Origin of the sequence: Calidithermus terrae (genome assembly GCF_003574345.1) — a bacterium.
GTDB classification, from domain to species: domain Bacteria; phylum Deinococcota; class Deinococci; order Deinococcales; family Thermaceae; genus Calidithermus; species Calidithermus chliarophilus.
Map to the genome: position 1 here is coordinate 1 of NZ_QXDL01000353.1, position 2,442 is coordinate 2,442.

The 2,442-nt window shown below is 72.1% G+C and carries 3 protein-coding genes; 1 reads left to right on the forward strand and 2 read right to left on the reverse strand.

Annotated features, from left to right (window positions below):
* Positions 1-1,109, reverse strand: a 1,109-nt coding sequence (dnaX, locus tag Mterra_RS20555; protein WP_119316783.1) for a DNA polymerase III subunit gamma/tau, incomplete at its 3' end; no start/stop codon positions are given.
* Positions 1,110-1,644: 535 nt separating this feature from the next.
* Here dnaX and Mterra_RS23530 point away from each other — a divergent pair.
* Positions 1,645-1,776: a hypothetical protein gene (locus tag Mterra_RS23530; RefSeq protein ID WP_275054871.1), complete on the forward strand. Its 132-nt coding sequence runs from the start codon at positions 1,645-1,647 to the stop codon at positions 1,774-1,776.
* Between the two features lie 3 nt (positions 1,777-1,779).
* On the opposite strand, the gene Mterra_RS23535 is transcribed toward Mterra_RS23530, so the two are convergent.
* A partial coding sequence (locus tag Mterra_RS23535) for an ABC transporter ATP-binding protein (protein ID WP_147373000.1) occupies positions 1,780-2,442 on the reverse strand: 663 nt, incomplete at its 5' end.

A 2,442-nucleotide genomic window follows, 5' to 3' on the forward strand; every position in this document is an offset into this window, starting at 1 on the left:
GCCGGGGCGGGGCTCGAGGCGACCGTGGCCGCGACGGCGTGCAGGGCCTGGTAGGCCGCCAGCACGGCGAGCTCGAGCGCCAGCGCGTCGGAGCGCTTGGCGAGGCGCTCCTGGGCCTCGTCGAGGGCGGTCATGGCCGCGACCAGGCGCTCCTCGGGGGCGCTGAGGTGCGGCCCCGTGCCCAGGCCCAGCCGCGCGTAGAGCCCGGCCCGCAGGGCCTCCATCAGGCCCTGGGCCAGGGTGCGGGCGGCGAAGCCCTGGGTGTAGAGGTGCTGGGTGCGCTCGAGGGCCTCGCGGATGCGCCCGCCGTCGAGCGCCTCGGCCACCGCGAACAGCGCCTCCTGCGGCGGCAGGCCCAGCGCGGCCTCGGTCTGGGCGAGGGTGATGGCGCCTTCCAGCGTCAGCAGCCGGTCCAGCAGGCTCTCCCCGTCGCGCATGGCCCCGTCGGCCATGCGGGCCACCAGGCGCAGCGCGGCCGGCTCGGCCTCGCGGCCCAGGCCCTGCACGATGCGCCCGAGCTTCTCGGCGATCTCGCCCTCGGAGAGGCGGCGGAAGCGGAAGTGCTGGGTGCGCGAGAGGATGGTGGGGGGCATGCGCTCGGGCTCGGTGGTGGCGAAGATGAAGATCACGTGCTCGGGCGGCTCCTCCAGCGTCTTGAGCAGCGCGTTGAAGGCGCTCTTGGACATCATGTGGGCCTCGTCGAGGATGACCACCTTGCGGCTGGAGAGCAAGGGGGCCAGCAGGATCTTCTCGCGCAGGTCGCGCACGTCCTCGACGGAGTTGTTGCTGGCGGCGTCGATCTCGAGCACGTCGGGGTGCCGCCCCTCGCGCACCAGCCGGCAGCCCTCGCACACCCCGCAGGGCCTGGTCGGGTTACCGGCATTGCCGGCATGCGCTCCGCGCACCCCCTCGTCAGACCCGGTGCAGTTGACGGCCTGGGCGATGAGGCGGGCGCTGGTGGTCTTGCCCACCCCCCGCGGGCCGGAAAAGAGATAGGCCTGGGCCAGCCGCCCCGAACGCAGCGCGTTGAGGAGCACCTCCTTGACGTGCTCCTGCCCCACCATCTCGTCGAAGGTGGAGGGCCGGGCCTGGCGGTAAAGGGCACTCACGGGGAATAGCTTACCGCCAATCCCCCCGGGCAAAGCCAGGGCGCCTCACCCTCGAGGCTCCCTGGAACCGCGCCCGAATAGCGCGGGCGGTTAGGGCTAGAGTAATACCGGATTCAAAAAGACAGTCGTCTAAGCCCAAAGCCTTTCAGAGGCCATCTTTTTGAATCCCAGAGCACACCCCTCCCTGACGGTCGGCGAAGCAAGCGTCTCCCTCCCGAGGGGCGGTATCGCCCTCCGCTACGCGGATAACTTCGGTCGGCCGCCCCGCCTTGGCGGGGCGGCGTCACCGTTCGGTGACGAACCGACCGAATCGGGCATAAGGCAACGCCGAACAACCCCGGGAGGAGCCCATGGCACGGGTTATGGCAGCGTTTTTCCTCGGCATCCTGGCGCTGGGCCTGGCCCAGAGCAACGCCTTCGTGGGGGTCTGGGAGGCCCGCTACAACGACCCCAACTTCGGGCCGACCTACGTGCAGATGGTCTTCCAGCCCAACGGCAGCTACTCCCAGGAGACGCGCACCCAGGCGGGGGCTACGTGTACATCCCCATCCGCTACCCCGACGGCGAGACCCACTACTACCGCTTCCCCGACCGCAACACCCTGGTGCTGCAGCTCGCGAGCTGCCCGCCCGGGCAGTGCGTGATCACCTACCGCCGCGCGCGCTGAGCCTCAGGCGGGGTAGGCCGTCGCCCAGGCGACGCGGAAGGGGACCGCCTGCCCGGCTTGCGGGCGGGCCTCGGAGGGCACGTAGGCCAGCACCTCGCCCCAGGGGCTCTCCAGGTGCACCTCGAAGCGCTCGCCCAGGTAGGCCACCCGCCGCACGGTCGCCGAGAGGTCGCCCTCGCCCACGCGCACGTCCTCCGGGCGCAGGGCCAGGAGGGCGGGGCCGCTGAAGGGCTGGGGGGCGTAGGCCTCGAGCACGGCCGACCCTAAGCGCACGCGCACCCCCGGGCCGTCCGGCTGGGCCTCGCCCTTGAGCAGCGTGGTCATGCCGATGAAGCCGGCCACGAAGGGGTTGGCCGGGTAGCGGTAGATCTCCTCGGGCGTGCCCACCTGCTGCAAGCGCCCGGCGTTCATCACCGCGATGCGGTCGGAGAGGGCCAGCGCCTCCTCCTGGTCGTGGGTGACGTAGAGCGCGGTGATGCCCAGCTCCTGCTGCAGGGCCCGCAGCTCGGCGCGCACCGAGCGGCGCAGCTTGGCGTCGAGGTTGGACAGCGGCTCGTCGAAGAGGAGGAGGGGGGGCTCGAGCACCAGCGCGCGGGCCACGGCCACCCGCTGCTGCTGACCGCCGGAGAGGGTGTGCGGGGCCCGCGCGCCCACCCCGGCCAGCCC